This is a genomic window from Pseudomonas sp. C321 (assembly GCF_055407105.1).
Genome location: NZ_JBUZRB010000006.1, coordinates 220561 through 236480 on the forward strand (window position 1 = coordinate 220561; position 15920 = coordinate 236480).

The 15920-nt window shown below is 60.7% G+C and carries 15 protein-coding genes; 10 read left to right on the plus strand and 5 right to left on the minus strand.

What is annotated here, in order from left to right:
* Positions 1 to 67: 67 nt before the first annotated feature.
* Complete coding sequence (gene serB / locus ACZRJ6_RS19160; RefSeq protein WP_463969095.1) at positions 68 to 1282, plus strand: phosphoserine phosphatase SerB; 1215 nt, start codon at positions 68 to 70, stop codon at positions 1280 to 1282.
* Between the two features lie 68 nt (positions 1283 to 1350).
* Here serB and asd read toward each other — a convergent pair whose 3' ends face one another.
* From asd to ACZRJ6_RS19175, 3 genes are read right to left on the minus strand one after another with little or no spacing between them, the layout of a single operon-like run.
* On the minus strand, positions 1351 to 2211 hold the full coding sequence (gene asd, locus ACZRJ6_RS19165) for an archaetidylserine decarboxylase (RefSeq protein WP_149411167.1): 861 nt from the start codon (positions 2209 to 2211) through the stop codon (positions 1351 to 1353).
* A 17-nt stretch (positions 2212 to 2228) separates the two neighbouring features.
* Positions 2229 to 3044 carry a thiosulfate sulfurtransferase gene (gene rhdA / locus ACZRJ6_RS19170; RefSeq protein WP_463969096.1) on the minus strand — a complete coding sequence of 272 codons (816 nt, stop codon included), beginning with the start codon at positions 3042 to 3044 and terminating at the stop codon, positions 2229 to 2231.
* A gap of 58 nt (positions 3045 to 3102) precedes the next feature.
* Positions 3103 to 4638, minus strand: a complete 1536-nt coding sequence (locus tag ACZRJ6_RS19175) for an HDOD domain-containing protein (RefSeq protein ID WP_463969097.1) — start codon at positions 4636 to 4638, stop codon at positions 3103 to 3105.
* 166 nt (positions 4639 to 4804) lie between these two features.
* On the opposite strand from ACZRJ6_RS19175, the gene motA reads away from it, so the two are divergent.
* Positions 4805 to 5656, plus strand: coding sequence for a flagellar motor stator protein MotA (gene motA, locus ACZRJ6_RS19180; protein WP_124361013.1), 852 nt, complete (start codon positions 4805 to 4807; stop codon positions 5654 to 5656).
* Between the two features lie 3 nt (positions 5657 to 5659).
* The gene (gene motB, locus ACZRJ6_RS19185; RefSeq protein ID WP_463969098.1) at positions 5660 to 6685 is read left to right on the plus strand and encodes a flagellar motor protein MotB; all 1026 of its coding nucleotides are present in this window, start codon (positions 5660 to 5662) and stop codon (positions 6683 to 6685) included.
* A gap of 57 nt (positions 6686 to 6742) precedes the next feature.
* Here motB and rsgA read toward each other — a convergent pair whose 3' ends face one another.
* Positions 6743 to 7774, minus strand: a complete 1032-nt coding sequence (gene rsgA, locus ACZRJ6_RS19190) for a small ribosomal subunit biogenesis GTPase RsgA (protein WP_133101413.1) — start codon at positions 7772 to 7774, stop codon at positions 6743 to 6745.
* A gap of 106 nt (positions 7775 to 7880) precedes the next feature.
* On the opposite strand from rsgA, the gene orn reads away from it, so the two are divergent.
* Positions 7881 to 8423, plus strand: a complete 543-nt coding sequence (orn, locus tag ACZRJ6_RS19195) for an oligoribonuclease (protein WP_133101414.1) — start codon at positions 7881 to 7883, stop codon at positions 8421 to 8423.
* Positions 8424 to 8522: 99 nt separating this feature from the next.
* On the plus strand, positions 8523 to 9134 hold the full coding sequence (locus tag ACZRJ6_RS19200; RefSeq protein WP_463969099.1) for a trimeric intracellular cation channel family protein: 612 nt from the start codon (positions 8523 to 8525) through the stop codon (positions 9132 to 9134).
* Here ACZRJ6_RS19200 and queG read toward each other — a convergent pair.
* Entirely contained in the window at positions 9116 to 10195 is a 1080-nt protein-coding gene (gene queG / locus ACZRJ6_RS19205; RefSeq protein ID WP_463969100.1) for a tRNA epoxyqueuosine(34) reductase QueG, read from the minus strand. The two genes, ACZRJ6_RS19200 and queG, sit on opposite strands and share 19 nt — an antisense overlap.
* A 62-nt stretch (positions 10196 to 10257) precedes the next feature.
* Here queG and ACZRJ6_RS19210 point away from each other — a divergent pair, with 62 nt between their 5' ends.
* The 5 genes from ACZRJ6_RS19210 to miaA are packed head-to-tail and all read left to right on the plus strand — an operon-like array spanning position 10258 to position 15891.
* Positions 10258 to 11118 (plus strand): NAD(P)H-hydrate dehydratase, encoded by an 861-nt coding sequence (locus tag ACZRJ6_RS19210; RefSeq protein ID WP_463969101.1) that lies wholly within the window; start codon positions 10258 to 10260, stop codon positions 11116 to 11118.
* Positions 11106 to 11576, plus strand: a complete 471-nt coding sequence (gene tsaE / locus ACZRJ6_RS19215) for a tRNA (adenosine(37)-N6)-threonylcarbamoyltransferase complex ATPase subunit type 1 TsaE (RefSeq protein WP_463969102.1) — start codon at positions 11106 to 11108, stop codon at positions 11574 to 11576. The genes ACZRJ6_RS19210 and tsaE overlap by 13 nt, the downstream gene beginning before the upstream one ends.
* Before the next feature lie 3 nt (positions 11577 to 11579).
* The gene (locus ACZRJ6_RS19220) at positions 11580 to 13013 is read left to right on the plus strand and encodes an N-acetylmuramoyl-L-alanine amidase (RefSeq protein ID WP_463969103.1); all 1434 of its coding nucleotides are present in this window, start codon (positions 11580 to 11582) and stop codon (positions 13011 to 13013) included.
* 14 nt (positions 13014 to 13027) lie between these two features.
* Complete coding sequence (mutL, locus tag ACZRJ6_RS19225; RefSeq protein ID WP_463969228.1) at positions 13028 to 14920, plus strand: DNA mismatch repair endonuclease MutL; 1893 nt, start codon at positions 13028 to 13030, stop codon at positions 14918 to 14920.
* A complete protein-coding gene (gene miaA / locus ACZRJ6_RS19230) occupies positions 14920 to 15891 on the plus strand; it encodes a tRNA (adenosine(37)-N6)-dimethylallyltransferase MiaA (protein ID WP_463969104.1) in 972 nt (323 codons plus the stop codon). Before mutL ends, miaA begins: the two co-directional genes overlap by 1 nt.
* The last annotated feature ends 29 nt before the right edge of the window (positions 15892 to 15920 follow it).

The following is a 15920-nucleotide window of genomic DNA, read 5'->3' on the forward strand; positions in this document are numbered from 1 at the left end:
GCTGGCTGTGCCCGATGGTCACTGAAAGTGGGTAGAATGCGGTTTTTTTCCACCTCGGGGGTGCGCTTTGCGCGAAATTGTCCTGATAAACATCACCGGTGAGGACCGTCCGGGTCTCACCGCAGCCATTACCGGTGTTCTGGCCCAGGGTGGTGTGAACATTCTCGACATCGGCCAGGCGGTGATCCACGACACTTTGTCGTTTGGCATCCTGGTGGAGATTCCGAGTACCGAGCAAGCGTCGTCGGTGCTCAAGGACATCCTGTTTACGGCTTACAAGCTCGATCAGCAGGTGCGTTTCACCCCAGTGTCCGAGGAGGATTACCGCCAGTGGGTCGCCGGTCAGGGCAAAAAACGCCACATCGTCACCCTGCTGACCCGCAAGGTGACGGCTGAGCAATTGCAACGCGTCAGCTCGATCACCGCTCAATACGGTTTGAACATCGACCATATCGACCGTCTGTCGGGACGTATGCCGTTGGACACGCCGGCCGACCAGGGCAAGGGCTGCATCGAGTTTTCCGTACGCGGTGAGCCGGCGGACCCTCTGGCCTTGCGCGCCGAGTTTCTGAGCGTCGCCCAGGAACTGAATGTCGACATCGCCTTCCAGGAAGATTCGCTGTTTCGCCGCAACCGCCGGCTGGCGGTGTTCGACATGGACTCCACGCTAATTGAAGCCGAAGTCATCGACGAACTGGCCAAGGCTGCTGGCGTGGGTGAGCAAGTCTCGGCCATTACCGAACGTGCCATGTCCGGCGAGCTGGATTTTCGTGCCAGCTTCAAGGAGCGCCTAGCGTTGCTTAAAGGCCTGGACGTTAGCGTGCTGGACTCCATCGGAGCGTCGCTGCGCCTGACCGAAGGTGCCGAAACTCTGTTCGCCGAACTCAAGCGCCTGGGCTACAAGACCGCCATCCTGTCGGGTGGCTTCACCTACTTCGCCAAGCAATTGCAGGCCAAGCTGGGCATCGACTACGTGTTCGCCAACGAGTTGGAAGTGGTGGGCGGCAAGGTGACAGGCGTGGCGGTGGAGCCGATTGTCGACGCCCAGCGTAAAGCCGATCTGCTGCGGGAGTTGGCACACAAGGAAGGTTTGCGTCTGGAGCAGACCATTGCGGTCGGTGACGGCGCCAATGACTTGCCGATGTTGGCGATTGCCGGGTTGGGCGTGGCGTTTCGTGCCAAGCCACTGGTCAAACAATCGGCCAAGCAGGCTATTTCGACGTTGGGGCTGGATGGAGTGTTGTACCTGTTGGGCTTCCGTGACCGCGACGGTCAGCTCTAACCCCGCAAAACAACTGTAGGAGCGAGGGGGCGTCTAGTCCTTGCTCGCTCCTACAAGTAGTCCGTCGATCAGGCTTTTGGCAAGCCCATGCCTTGACCCATCTGCACCGGCGAACCCGCCAGCAATTCTTCCGACCATTTCACCTGATCCGGCCCAAACAGCACGATGGCGGTCGAACCCAGCTTGAAGCGCCCCAGTTCCGCACCTTTTTCCAGATAAATCGGTGCGCGTGCCGCTTCGTCGTAACGCACGGTTTTCAGCTCACGTTTCGGCGGCGTGACCAGCCCGGCCCAGACTGTTTCAATCGACGCCACAATCATCGCACCTACCAGAACCACGGCCATCGGACCGCGTTCGGTGTCGAATATGCAGGCAACACGCTCATTACGGGCAAACAGTTCCGGCACATTTTCTGCCGTGGTTTGGTTCACCGAGAAGATTCGGCCCGGGATGTAGACCATTTCCCGCAGGGTGCCGGCCAATGGCATGTGCACCCGGTGGTAGTCCTTCGGCGACAGGTAAACAGTGGCGAAGTCGCCGCCCATAAACGGCGCGGCTACAGCGGCATCACCCCCGAGCAATTCCAGCACGCTGAAACTGTGGCCCTTGGCCTGGAACACCCGGCCGTGCTCAATCGGGCCGAGTTGGCTGACCGCACCATCGGCCGGGCTCAGTACCGCGCCCGGGGTTTGATCCAGTGGGCGTGCGCCGTCTTTCAAGGCGCGGGTGAAGAAGGCATTGAAGTGCTCGTAAGCGGTCACGTCCTCCACCAGGGCCTGGGACATATCCACTTGGTAGCGCTTGGCGAACCAGGTGGTGAAGGCATTCTTGAACCAGCGCACGCGGCATTCGGCAATGCAGCCGGCCAGCCGTGACAGCAGGTGGTGGGGCAGCAGGTACTGGCTGAGGATAAACAAACGCTTTTTCATTAACTGTCCTTAAAACCTTAAATCTCGACGGGGGTGTCGGGGTGGTTGCCCCATTCGCCCCAGGAACCGGCATAACCTTTGACTCGCGGATAACCGAGCGCCTTGGCCACCAGATAGGTGAAGCCAGAACGGTGGTGAGTCTGGCAGTGGGTGATAATTTCTTTGTCGCGGGTAAGTCCGAGGTCTTCGAGGATCTGCGGCATGTCGCGGCGGATGCGCAGGTTGCGCGTCTTGTCCATGCCAGCGGTCCATTCGAAGTTCACCGCGCCGGGGATGTGCCCGGCCTTGGCGGCGAGGACTTTCTCCCCCGAATACTCCAGCGGGCCACGGGCATCCCAGATGCCCAGGTCGGCGGCACCCAGGCGACTTTGCAAATATTCGCGGGTGGCGGTGGGCTCGTCGTGCAGCGTCAGGCTGGCCGGGCCGCCGGCACTGGCCGGCACGTTGGTGGAAACAGGCTGTTTTTCATCCAGCCACGCCAGCAGGCCGCCATCGAGGTAGTGATACTTATTGTGGCCGATAACATCGAGCAGCCAGATAAAACGCCCGGCCCAGCCGCCGCCTTCGTCGTCATAGACCACGTAGGTGGCGCCCGGCGTGTGGCCCAGTTCACCGAACAGCGTTTCCAGGGCGGCCTTGGCTGGCAGCAAGCCTGGAGCAGGCGGCTGGCCCAGTTGGGTGCGCTTGGGGTCGACGAATCGTGCGCCGGGGATATGCCCGGTGGCGTAGCGTTCGGCGCTGGTGAGGTCCACCAGAATCAGGTTTTCTGCGTCGAGGCGACCGAGCAGGTCGCTGGGCTCGATCACCAGCGGCAAGCCAGAGAAGTCAGGCATGTGAGGTCTCCTGGGCACAAGTTTGGGGCTGTAAAGGAGGGCGATTGTAGCGCAAGCATCAACCGCTGCGGTTGGTAAAGCTGTGCAGGGCCTTCTCGATGCATTGAGCGGTTTTGCCGAAGGCTTGTACGGTGGTTTCCGAGAACGGTCCGCCGCCCTGGTCGGCAATCATCAGCATCGCCACCCGTCCATTGCAACTCAGGGAGCGCAACAGCAGGTGCTCGCCGATAAACAGGCGGCGCAACGAGGCGGGTAGCAGTGCCGAGAACTGTACATGGTTGTCGGGTGTCAGGCGCACCTGGGCGGACTTCTCCAGCAAGCGCTGCAGCAGTGTGCTTTGCGAGACGTCCAGGCTCATGTGGGCAGCGTCCTTGGGCAGGCCGTCGACCTGATGCACGCGCAAGGTGCTCAAGGTCCGGTCGGCCATCAACAGCATGACCCGTTGCATGCCGCTGGCCACCAGGGCCTCCTTGGCGCAGGTGGTCAGGTGCATGGCGTTGGCAAAACGATTCGGCTCCACCAGCAATTCGCTGCAGTGTTTGCGCCAAACAGCCAGGGCTTCGGCGGTCGGCGGCGGTGCCGGCAGCAGGCCGCGATGGACCCGTTGCACGTTCCACGGCCAGATCAGCGCAAGTGCCGGGTGCCAAAGATCGGCCGCTAATGTATTGCGGGCGCTGATCACTGCTTGTTGGTGAGCCTGCTGCTGCACCTCGCCCAAGGGTTGTTGCAGGTACAGCGCGGTCAAGTATTGCCAGCGCTGGGTGTGCGGGCAATTCCAGGACTCTTGCGCTGCCAGGGCCATGCCGTTGGCCAGCAGCACGGTGTTGGCCGGCTGGTTCAGCCAGCGCCGCAGCGCCGGATCGTCATCGAGCTGTTGCTGTTGACGCAGCGGCTCTTCATTGCGGGCGATGCGTAGCGCCTTGATCAGTAGGCGCCGTTCATTCTGCAACAAGTGATAGCCCTGGGAGACCCAGATTGGCAGGCGCCAGGCCTCGGTCAGCCCCAGGCACAAATCCAGCAGGCGAACGCCGAACAACTCCTGCTCGACCTTGCGTGCCGATTGGCCTTTGTGGATCACTCGTAGTTCCCACTCTTCCAGCAGCTTGGGATAGGCAATCGCCATTGGCCACAGCGGCGAAAGAAACAACAGGCTGCCCCAATGGATGTCTTGCCATAGCCGTGCCAGGCGACTGGCAAACAGGCCGCTGGCTTGTTGTGAGGCGTGCTGGCTGACCAGTTGCAGTTGGCGCAGCGCCACGGGGATTTCATTGAGGGGGGCTGAAGGCAGGCGGGCGAGCAGTTCTTCGGTGCGTTTTAAACCGAGGCGGTTGAGCGCCACCTCAAGGTTTTCCGCAGGCTCTGCAAGGCTGCCGTGAGCATGGTTGTTGGCTTCGCGCATCACGCTGAGCACCAGCGCGGGGCTGTTTTGCATCAGTTCTGCAATATCTCGCAACGATCGGCGGTTGTCGCCGATGGCTTTGCATACGGCGTCATGGCTGGCTTGCGGGACGGGCAGCAGAACCTCATCCAGGCGCTTTATCCAGCCAGCAATAGTGTTGGGTCTTGAGGTTGGGACTGTCGTTTCATTTGCCATGATTGGGGCGCGATCATCACTTGCGGTCAACACGCCCAGAGCGGGCCGAACTGGCTTTTCACCTTAACGGGCTATAGTCTGGCGCAGTTTTGCCGATAAGTAGAAGAAGAGTTTTTAGATCTTCTGAATATGTCCATGAACCCGACGGCGCAAGTACTCACCCCCTATGGCTAAAATTATCGGCATCATCGTCGTCATCGCGAGCGTGCTCGGCGGATACGTCCTGTCCCACGGTAAAATTGCGGCGCTGATCCAGCCTTTTGAAGTGTTGATCATCGGTGGTGCGGCGTTTGGTGCATTCCTGCAGGCCAACCCTGGCTACATGACCATGCACGTGATCAAGAAGTCGTTGGGCATGTTCAGCTCGCGCTTCTCCCACACTTTCTACCTGGAAGTGCTGGGCCTGGTCTACGAGATCCTCAATAAGAGCCGCCGCGAAGGCATGATGGCCATTGAAGGCGACATCGAGGACGCGGCAGCGAGCCCGATTTTCGCCAAGTACCCGGCCGTGCTCAAGGATGAGCGCATGACCGCCTACATCTGCGATTACCTGCGCATCATGTCCTCCGGCAACATGGCCCCTCATGAGCTGGAAGGCCTGTTCGACATGGAGTTGTTCAGCTTGAAGGAAGAGCTTGAGCACCCATCCCATGCGGTGACTGGCATTGCCGACGGCATGCCCGGTTTCGGTATTGTGGCAGCGGTACTCGGGATCGTGGTGACCATGGCTTCCCTCGGCGAGGGCGACCAGGCAGCCATCGGCATGCACGTAGGTGCGGCCCTGGTCGGTACCTTCTTCGGTATTCTTGCCGCCTACGGTTTCTTTGGTCCGCTGGCCACCTCCCTGGCCCATGACGCCAAGGAAGAGATCAACCTTTACGAGGCAATCAAGGCTTGCCTGGTAGCTTCGGCCTCCGGCATGCCGCCGTCACTGGCAGTGGAATTCGGCCGCAAAGTGCTCTATCCCAAGCACCGTCCGAGCTTTGCCGAGTTGGAACAAGCGGTTCGCGGTCGCTAAGTCATGGAAAACAACCAGCCGATCATCATCAAGCGCGTCAAGCGCTTCGCTGCCGGGCACCACGGCGGCGCCTGGAAAATCGCCTTCGCCGACTTTGCCACGGCAATGATGGCGTTCTTTCTGGTGCTGTGGCTGATGTCCACCGCCACGCCGGAACAGAAGATCGCCATCGCCGGTTACTTCAAGGACCCCATCGGGTTTTCCGAGAGTGGCACACCTTTTGTGATCGATCTGGGTGGCTCGCCGCAACTGGCGCCCGAGCGCACGATCAACCCGGAAGTGAAGACCGAATCGCCCCAGGAAAATATTCCCATCGAGCGTGAAACCGTCGAAAGTATGGCTGACCAGGTCGAGCAGGAACGCCTGGAATTGCTCCTGCAAGAACTGCAGAACAAGGTCGACGAGAACCCGCAACTGCAAAAATTCAAGGACCAGATCCTGTTCCAGATCACTCCGGATGGCTTGCGCATCCAAATCATGGACGCCGCGAATCGGCCGATGTTCGACTCTGGCAGTGCGCGTTTGAAGCCGTATTTCGAAGATATTCTGCTGGCGATGGCCGACACCATCAAAGCGGTGCCGAACAAGATCAGCGTCAGTGGTCATACCGATGCCAAGCCTTATTCGGGCCTGGGTGATTTTGGTAACTGGGAGTTGTCAGCCAACCGTGCCAACGCTGCACGTCGTGCCTTGATCGCGGGTAGCTACCCGGACGCGCAAGTGGCACGGGTAGTGGGTTTTGCTTCCTCGGCACTGTTTGATACCAAGGACCCGTTCAACCCGGTCAACCGCCGAATCGATATCGTCGTGCTGACCAAAAAGGCCCAGCGTGCGATTGAAGGTGAGCAAGGCACGCCTCAACCGCCGGTGCCGACTCAAGGTGAGGGTGCGCCAGGGGAAGTGCCGGTGGACCCGAATGCACTGCCACCAGAACAGCAGCCATTACCGGCCCATGAGTTGCGGCAGAAGCTGAACCTGTTTGATGACGGTGGGGTGAAAGACCCGACTCAGCCGGCTACGGGGTCATAAGCAGGGCAACATTGTGGTGAGGGGGCAGGCCCCTCACCACAATGTTGCATCGACCAGTCAGTAACTGGTTTCGGGCAAGCTGGCGATGATCGAGCGATAGCTGTTCATTCGCTGCTGTTGCACGCGACCGTCTTCCAGGGCCTTGAGCAGAGCGCAGCCCGGCTCGCGGTCGTGCTTGCAGTCGCGAAAGCGGCAGGTGCCGATCAAGTCGTTGAACTCGATAAAACCCGCTTCGACATCGGCGCGGCTGACGTGGCCCAGGCCGAATTCACGAATCCCTGGGGAGTCAATCAGCTCACCGCCACCTGGGAAGTGGAACAACCGCGCGGTGGTGGTGGTGTGAGTGCCCTGGCCGGACAGCTCCGACAGTGGACCGACACGGGTTTCGACTTCCGGCAGCAGGCTGTTGACCAGCGACGACTTGCCGACGCCCGACTGGCCGACGAACACACTGATGCGCCCGTCCAACTGCTCCTGGAGCAACTCCATGCCGTTGCCGTGATGGGCCGAGACTTCCAACACCGGGTAACCCAGGGTGCGGTAGACTGCCAGCAACGCATTGAGCGCCGGGGCGTTCTGCTCGTCGATCAGGTCGAATTTGTTCAGCAGCAGCAACGGCCGAATGCCCGCATGTTCGGCGGCTACCAGGTAGCGGTCGATCAGGTTGGCATGGGGCTCGGGCAGTGGCGCGAAGACGATGACGATCATGTCGACGTTGGCCGCTACCGGCTTGAGCTGGCCACGGCTGTCCGGACGGCGCAGTTCGGTGGTGCGCGGCAGTTGCGCCACGATCACACCGATGCCCTGGTTGCCGGCACGCCAGACCACTTGGTCGCCGGTCACCAGCGCCGGCAGGTTGGCGCGCAAGTGGCAACGGAACACATTGCCAGCTTGTTCGCCTTCCTGGGCCTCGACCTCGACCTGCACACCGAAGTGCGCGATCACCAGGCCCGTTTGCTCGGGGCCAAGGTCGCCACCCTCAAGCGCTTCTACTGCGGAGGATTCACGTTTGGCGGCGCGGGCAGCGCGTTCACCCTGAATCTTTTCGATGCGCCAGTTTTGGCGACGGTTGAGCTGGCGTTTGGCCATTGGTGTTCCGTGTCGATAATGCAAAGGTTAGGTAAAACGGTCGCGAGTCTAGCATGCCTCGCCTGCTAAACTGCGCAGCTACGCCAAGGTGCCAAGGAACCAAGACATGCAAAACCCACAGAACCTGATTTGGATCGATCTGGAAATGACCGGTCTGAACCCTGACACCGACGTCATCATTGAGATGGCGACCATCGTCACCGACAGCAACCTCAACACCTTGGCTGAAGGCCCGGTGATCGCCATCCACCACAGCGACGAAGTCCTCGCCACAATGGATGAGTGGAACACCCGCACCCACGGCGGCACGGGCCTGACCCAGCGAGTGCGCGAGAGCCGTATCAGCATGGCCGAGGCTGAAGCGCAAACCATCACCTTCCTGGAAAAATGGGTGCCCAAGGGCAAGTCGCCGATCTGCGGTAATAGCATTTGCCAGGACCGACGTTTTCTTTATACCCACATGAAGGCGCTGGAAAGCTACTTTCACTACCGCAACCTGGATGTGTCGACCTTGAAAGAGCTGGCGGCGCGCTGGGCGCCGGAGGTGAAGGACAGTTTCCACAAAGGCAGCACCCACCTGGCGCTGGATGATATTCGCGAGTCGATTGCCGAGCTGCAGCATTACCGCAAGCATTTCATCAAGTTCTAAGGCGCCACAAAGAGCCCGTATGCTTGTATCTTCGGGCGCCCCCTTTTGGTGCCATCACCAAGTGATTAGACTGCGCGTCTCTTTGCAAGGATCGCCCTCATGCTGCTGATGCTCTACCTCATCGCCATCACCGCCGAAGCCATGACCGGCGCGTTGTCTGCCGGTCGGCGTGGTATGGATTGGTTTGGCGTGGTGTTGATCGCCTGCGTGACGGCGCTCGGTGGTGGTTCGGTGCGCGACGTGTTGCTTGGCCATTACCCGCTGACCTGGGTCAAACACCCGGAGTACCTGGTGCTGACCTCTGGCGCGGCCCTGGTGACGATCTTCATTGCCCCGCTGATGCGCCACCTGCGCTCGCTGTTCCTGGCGCTGGATGCCGTGGGGCTGGTGGCGTTCACCCTGATCGGCTGCATGACCGCCCTGGAAATGGGCCACGGCATGTTGGTGGCGTCGGTCAGCGGCGTGATCACTGGTGTATTCGGCGGCATCCTGCGGGATATCTTCTGCAACGACATCCCGCTGATCTTCCGTCGCGAGCTGTATGCCAGTGTGTCGTTTCTCGCCGCCTGGTGCTACATGCTGTGCATCTACCTACAACTGCCCAGCGAGCAAGCGATCCTGCTCACCCTGTTCAGTGGCTTTCTATTGCGCTTGCTGGCGATCCGTTTTCGCTGGGAAATGCCCAAGTTCGTCTACAACGACGAACATTGACGCTCGGCATGTTGCTTCAGCGCCCACTCCACATGTTCGCGCACCAGTTCCGAAGGGTATTCCCGGCGCGCCTTCAAGGCTTCCAGCACCGGAATGCTTGAAGGCGCGTTGCCCAGGCCCACGGCCAGATTGCGCAGCCAGCGCTCATAACCGGCGCGGCGCAGGGGTGAACCTTCGGTGTTGCTGAGAAATTTATCCTCATCCCACATAAAGAGTTCGGCCAGTTCTGCGTTATCCAGGTTGTGCCGAGGCTTGAAATCGCCTTCGGCTGTGGATCGTGCGAAACGATTCCACGGACAAACGATCTGACAGTCATCGCAGCCAAATACCCGGTTGCCGATCAAGGGGCGCAGGTCTTCGGGGATCGCGCTTTTCAGTTCGATGGTCAGGTAGGAAATACAGCGCCGGGCGTCCAGCACGTATGGCCCGACGAAGGCATTGGTAGGGCAGATGTCCAGGCAGGCGGTGCAGCGACCGCAGTGTTCGGTGGCGTGGGGTGGGTCGATCGGCAATGGCAGGTCGACAAACAGTTCGCTCAAGAAGAAGTAACTGCCGGCCTTGCGATTGAGCACCAAGGTGTTTTTGCCGATCCAGCCCAGCCCGGCTTGTTCAGCAATGGCTTTTTCCAGCACCGGGGCGCTGTCGACAAAGGCGCGAAAGCCGAACGGGCCGATCTGCGCCTGAATCCTGTCCGCCAGTTGCTGGACGCGTTTGCGGATCAGCTTGTGGTAGTCGCGGCCCAGGGCGTAGCGGGAGACATAGGCTTTTTCAGGTTGGGCCAGTAGATGCGCCATGTGGGTGTCGCCGGGCAGGTAATCCATGCGCAGGGACACCACGCGCAAGGTGCCGGGCACTAGCTCTTCGGGGTGGGAGCGCTTGCTGCCATGGGCGCCCATGTAGTCCATCTCGCCGTGGTAGCCAGCGTCGAGCCAGCGTTGCAGGTGCTGCTCTGCCTCGGCCAGGTCCAGGCCGCTGATGCCAACTTGTTGAAAGCCAAGCTCCTGGCCCCAGTCTTTGATCGATTGGGCGAGGGCGGGCAGATCGGAAGTAATAGCAGGCATGAACAAGAGAAACCGCAGGTTAGATGCGTATAATTCTGCCAGACATCGGAGCTTGAAGACGCATGCCTCAGACAAAACACCCAATAACCGACGTTCAGCACCTGTTGCCCGGCCAATTGCCGCAACTGCCTGCTCGCTCCCCGGATGCCCATAAAGGCCAGTTTGGCCATGTATTGCTGATGGGTGGCGACCGTGGTTTTGGCGGCGCCGCACTGCTCAGCGCCGAAAGCGCCCTGCGCAGCGGTGCTGGCATGGTGTCCCTGGCGACCCGCAGCGAGCACGTCTCGGCGGCCCTGGCGCGTTTGCCGGAAGTCATGACCGTTGGTGTGCATTCCGCCAATCAATTGATGGGCTTGCTGGAAAAAATTTCAGTGATCGTCATCGGCCCGGGTTTGGGCGAAGCGTCTTGGGGCAAAAGCCTGCTGTCGGTGGCCGCCAATGCCAAGCAGCCGCAAGTGTGGGACGCCGATGCGCTGAACCTGCTGGCGGCAGGCAACGTCAGCCTGCCAGCCAACTGCGTGATAACGCCGCATCCCGGTGAAGCCGCGAGGCTGATGGGGATTTCGACAGTCGAGGTTCAGGCAGATCGTCTTAAAGTTGCGCGCGGATTGAGCCAAAAATTCAAGACGGTGGCGATCCTCAAGGGCGCGGGCAGTTTGATCGCCAGTCCGGACGGACGGGTGTCGCAATGTGATCAGGGCCATCCGGCCATGGCCACCGCAGGTCTTGGCGATGTCCTGGCTGGTCTGGTGGGTGCATTGCTGGCCCAGGGTATGCCGGCGTTTGAGGCGGCCAGCCTGGCCGTCTGGTTGCACGCCACGGCGGGAGATCGCCAAGGCACCTTTGGTCGCGGGCTGGCTGCCAGTGATTTGATTCCCGCCATTCGTCAGTTGCTGGAGGAGCAGTCACCGTGTCTGAAGTAACCCTGTATCTGGCCGATGAAGAGGCCATGGTCGCGTTTGGCAAGCGGATTGCCGTTGTCACGAAGGGCTCGGGGCTGATTTTTCTGGAAGGCGACCTGGGGGCGGGGAAGACCACTTTGTCGCGGGGCATCATTCGCGGGCTGGGGCATGAAGGAGCAGTGAAGAGTCCTACTTTTACCCTGGTGGAACCTTACGAAATCGGCGATGTGCGAGCGTTCCATTTCGACCTCTATCGTTTGGTTGATCCTGAGGAATTGGAGTACATGGGCATCCGCGATTACTTCGATGAGGACGCCTTGTGCCTGATCGAATGGCCAGATAAAGGCACAGGCTTTTTGCCAAAGCCTGACCTGACCATTACCATTACCCCGCATAAGCATGGACGTCAGCTGAAGTTGTTGTCCCAGAGCGTGCGCAGTGAGTCGTGGTGCGCCGCCTTGGCATTGGAATTCAAATAATTGATGGGGTTAGGTATGCGCTTTCGCGCGTTGGTTACTGTCGTAGGGGTGTTGCTTGCGGCAATGACTGTCAATGCTCTGGCTGCTTCACAGGTGCGCAGTGTTCGCCTGTGGCGGGCACCGGATAACACGCGACTGGTATTTGACCTGTCTGGGCCGGTTCAGCACAGCGTCTTCACCCTGACGGCGCCTGACCGCCTGGTGATCGACATCAACGGTGCGACCCTGGCCGCGCCGTTGAAAGTGTCCACCGCCAATACCCCGATTACCGCCATGCGCTCGGCCCAACGCACGCCGACGGATTTGCGGGTGGTCATCGACCTGAAAAAGGCCGTCACCCCGAAAAGCTTCTCCCTGGCACCCAACGCTCAATACGGTAACCGGCTGGTGGTCGACCTGTTCGACAACGCCGCCGATGCCGCGCCGCCGCCCGTGCCAACGCCGAGTGTCGCGACGGTGCCTGCGGTGCCGGCTTCTACGGCGCAACCCCAGGTCAAGCTGCCACCGATGCCACCGGCTCCGGCGGGCAAGCGTGACATCATCGTCGTCATCGATGCCGGTCACGGTGGCGAAGACCCTGGCGCCTCCGGCTCGCGCGGCCAGCGTGAGAAAGACGTGGTGCTGGCCATCGCCCGTGAACTGCAACGCCAGATCAACGGCATGAAAGGCTACCGCGCCGAGTTGACCCGCACCGGTGATTACTTCATCCCGTTGCGTGGTCGTACCGAAATCGCCCGCAAGAAGGGTGCTGACCTGTTTGTTTCGATCCATGCCGACGCCGCGCCTTCAACTGCGGCCTTTGGTGCGTCAGTGTTCGCCCTGTCTGACCGTGGTGCTACCTCCGAAACCGCCCGCTGGCTGGCGGACAGTGAAAACCGTTCCGACTTGATCGGCGGCGCTGGCAACGTGTCCCTGGATGACAAGGACCGCATGCTCGCCGGTGTGTTGCTCGATTTGTCGATGACCGCCTCGCTGACGTCCAGCCTGAATGTCGGGCAGAAGGTCTTGAGCAATATCGGCCGCGTCACGCCGTTGCACAAACAGCGGGTGGAGCAGGCCGGGTTCATGGTGCTCAAGTCGCCGGATATTCCGTCGATCCTGGTGGAAACCGGGTTTATTTCCAACGCCAACGAAGCCTCCAAGCTGTCGGCGGCCAGCCACCAGCAGGCGCTGGCACGCTCCATCAGCTCCGGCATTCGCCAGTTCTTCCAGCAGAATCCGCCACCGGGAAGCTACGTCGCCTGGTTACGTGATTCCGGGAAAATCGCCCAAGGGCCTCGCGACCATCGTGTCCAGCCCGGCGACACTGTAGCGATGCTGGCGGTGCGTTTTCAGGTTTCGGCCGCGACGTTGCGTAGCGCCAACAACCTGAAAAGCGATGAATTGAAAATTGGCCAGATGTTGACCATCCCTGGCACTGAATTGGCGGCGCAGTAATGAGCGAATCGGTATTGAGCAACACCTCACGCATCGAATTGCTCAGTCCGCGCCTTGCCAACCAGATTGCTGCTGGCGAGGTGGTAGAACGGCCGGCTTCGGTGATCAAGGAGTTGCTGGAAAACAGCCTGGACTCCGGCGCCAAGCGTATCGACGTCGACGTCGAGCAGGGCGGCGTCAAGCTGCTGCGGGTACGTGACGATGGCAGTGGCATCTCCTCCGATGACCTGCCGCTGGCTCTGGCCCGTCACGCCACCAGCAAGATTCGCGACCTTGAAGACCTTGAGCGGGTGATGAGCCTGGGCTTTCGCGGTGAGGCCCTGGCCTCTATCAGTTCCGTTGCCCGCCTGACCCTGACGTCCCGCACCCGTGGCGCCGAGCAAGCCTGGCAAGTGGAAACCGAGGGTCGCGACATGGCGCCTCGGGTCCAGCCGGCCGCCCACCCGGTGGGCACGTCGGTGGAAGTGCGCGACCTGTTTTTCAATACCCCAGCACGTCGCAAATTCCTCAAGGCCGAAAAAACCGAATTCGATCACCTGCAAGAAGTCATCAAGCGCCTGGCCCTGGCTCGCTTCGATGTGGCCTTTCATCTGCGCCACAACGGCAAGACCATCCTCAGCCTGCACGAAGCCCATGACGATGCGGCACGCGCTCGGCGTGTGGCGGCGGTCTGTGGCGCCGGCTTCCTGGAGCAGGCGCTGCCCATTGAGGTGGAGCGTAATGGCTTGCACCTGTGGGGCTGGGTCGGTTTGCCGACCTTCTCCCGTAGCCAGGCAGACTTGCAGTATTTCTATGTGAACGGCCGTGCGGTGCGCGACAAGCTGGTGGCCCACGCGGTGCGCCAGGCTTATCGCGACGTACTGTTCAATGGTCGGCATCCGACCTTTGTGCTGTTTTTCGAGGTCGATCCTTCGGTGGTCGACGTCAACGTGCACCCGACCAAACACGAAGTGCGCTTCCGTGATGGGCGCATGGTCCACGATTTCCTCTACGGCACCTTGCACCGTGCCTTGGGCGATGTACGTCCGGACGATCACCAGTCGGCGCCGATTGCCACGGCCATGGTTCGCCCGACGGGGCCGGAAGCCGGTGAGTTCGGCCCCCAGGGCGAAATGCGCCTGGCGGCCAACCTGCTGGAACAGCCGCAAGCCCAGCCGAGTTACGCCGCGCCGGGGTCGGGTGCTGGCGCCGGATATCAGTATCAATACACGCCCCGGCCGCAATCGGCGGTGCCTGTGGCTGAAGCCCAGGCAGCCTATCGCGAGTTCTTCGCGCCTCTGCCCGAAGCGGGAGCGGCGGCGTTGCCGGAAGGTCAGGGTGATGTCCCGCCTTTGGGTTACGCCCTGGCCCAGCTCAAGGGTATCTACATTCTTGCGGAAAACGCCCACGGCCTGGTGCTGGTGGACATGCACGCCGCCCACGAGCGGATCATGTACGAGCGCCTGAAAATCGCCATGGCCAGCGAAGGCCTGAGCGGCCAGCCGCTGCTGGTGCCGGAATCCCTGGCGGTCAGCCAGCGCGAAGCCGATTGTGCCGAAGAGCACGTCAGCGTGTTCCAGAAGCTGGGTTTTGAACTGCAGCGCCTCGGCCCGGAAACCCTGGCGATCCGGCAAATTCCGGCGCTGCTCAAGCAGGCCGAAGCCAACCGGCTGGTGGCCGACGTGCTGGCAGACCTGATGGAGTACGGCACCAGCGATCGTATCCAGGCGCACATCAACGAACTGCTTGGCACCATGGCCTGTCACGGCGCGATCCGCGCCAACCGGCGCCTGGCCCTGCCGGAAATGAACGGTTTGCTGCGGGACATGGAAAACACCGAACGCAGTGGCCAATGCAACCATGGCCGACCGACCTGGACCCAGATGGGGCTAGACGATCTGGACAAACTGTTCTTGCGTGGTCGTTGATGAGCGTTCTTCCTCCCGCCATCTTCCTGATGGGCCCGACGGCCGCCGGCAAGACCGACCTGGCCATCGAGCTGACCAAAGTCCTGCCCTGCGAGCTGATCAGCGTCGACTCCGCCCTGGTTTACCGGGGAATGGATATCGGCACTGCCAAGCCTTCGAAAGAGTTGCTGGCCCTGCATCCCCACCGGTTGATCGACATCATTGACCCGTCTGAGAGCTACTCGGCGGCTGATTTTCGCACTGACGCCCTGGTTGCCATGGCCGAAATTACCGCGCGGGGCAATATTCCGCTGCTGGTGGGCGGCACGATGCTCTACTACAAGGCTTTGCAGGAAGGTCTGGCTGATATGCCTCCAGCCGATCCCCAGGTGCGCGCCGAGCTTGAAGAAGAGGCTGCGCGCCTTGGCTGGCAAGCCCTGCATGACCAACTGGCGGCAGTTGATCCGGTGTCTGCGGCTCGGATTCATCCCAATGATCCTCAGCGCCTGTCACGGGCCCTGGAAGTCTGGCGGGTCAGCGGGCAGACCATGACCGCCCACAGACTGAGACAATCTGCGCAAAGTACTGATGCAGGCACTTCGGGGCAGCCACAATTGCCCTATACTGTCGCAAATCTAGGCATCGCTCCGGCTAATCGTCAGGTTCTGCATGAGCGAATTGCACAAAGATTCACAATTATGTTGGAACAGGGGTTCGTGGAAGAGGTCGTAGCATTGCGTTCAAGAGGTGATCTGCATCCAGGATTACCTTCGATACGTGCTGTAGGCTACCGCCAAGTCTGGGATCATCTGGATGGCAAGCTGACGTCAGCCGAAATGCAGGAGCGAGGCATCATTGCCACGCGCCAGTTGGCAAAGCGCCAGTTCACTTGGCTGCGCAGTTGGACTGAGTTGCATTGGCTGGACAGTCTGGATTGCGACAATCTGTCACGCGCCTTGAAATACTTGGGAACGGTCTCCATATTGAGCTGAGTCCTTGCAATTGCCGTCTATCCTTGGGG